Raw genomic sequence first — 954 nt, 5'->3', positions numbered from 1 at the left:
GTATTGGTTACTGTCACCAGGCTGGCATCAGGCTGTTTTTTGTTAATCACAGAAGACTCAGAAGCTTCATTAGTCGATTTTGTTTGAGTCGAAGCAGCCGCATTCGGTGTTGTTGACTCAGCAACGGCTTGTTTGCCTACAGATTTCTCAGCCACCTCAGCAGTGCTCACTTTGTTATCGCTGTTTACTACTTTCGTTTCAGAGGCGGATACCGACACAGCGTTTTTTTGCTCAGGCTCAACACTCACATCAGCATGAGAGTCAGATGACACTACATTGCTTTCGGCATTATCACTTTCACTATCTTGGTCATCAGACGGCAATTTGTTGCCGTCATCAGCGTCAGTTTTTTCCGTTTGCCCCTCTGCCTCGGCAGTGACTTTATCATCACTATCAGATTGTTCGTTGAGTTTATTCTCGGAAGCTTCAGAGGACTTCGACGGGGCCTTAGTGGATTCAGCAGGCTTATGCTCAGCTGTATTGATATGCTTGTCTAACGTCTCAGAGAAGGTATTATCTTTTGATACTTCTCTGGCCTTTGCAGGCTTTGTATTGACGACATTATCAGTCTGTATAGAAACACTTTGTGGCATACCGCCTCTCCTACTCAATCGTCGTTATCGACTTGTTCATGTAGATAAGAGCAAGCAATGTGCCAGATATGCTTTAGAAGAGTTCGATATCCCCTGCATCGACATTTTTTTGAGTAACTGATCTGTGTTGAGTTTCGTCAATTTTTTTGTGCAGCTCAGCTACAGTTTTTTTGACCTCGAGAAATTGCTGTTGGCATGCCGCCAGATCAGCATCACTCTCTGATGACGAAGGCAAATCATTGATAACCTGAATAAGGTCCGAAACAGTATTTAAACGCTTGTCCATGTGTTCACTTAATTGATGACACATGTCTTCAAACTGCAAAGACGTGACCGCCTGATTTACTAAACCCGAGATTTG

The 954-nt window shown here is 43.7% G+C and carries 2 protein-coding genes; both read right to left on the bottom strand.

Features of this window, described 5'->3' with window-relative positions:
* On the bottom strand, window positions 1-593 hold a 593-nt coding region (locus tag B4K20_RS15865; protein ID WP_289283661.1), incomplete at its 3' end, for a hypothetical protein.
* A gap of 73 nt (window positions 594-666) precedes the next feature.
* Window positions 667-954 (bottom strand): hypothetical protein (locus B4K20_RS15860; RefSeq protein WP_289283660.1); only part of this gene is annotated, 288 nt, incomplete at its 5' end.

Source organism: Methylophaga sp. UBA5088, from assembly GCF_002414625.1.
GTDB lineage: Bacteria > Pseudomonadota > Gammaproteobacteria > Nitrosococcales > Methylophagaceae > Methylophaga > Methylophaga marina.
This window is presented reverse-complemented; position numbering and strand designations above follow the sequence as displayed.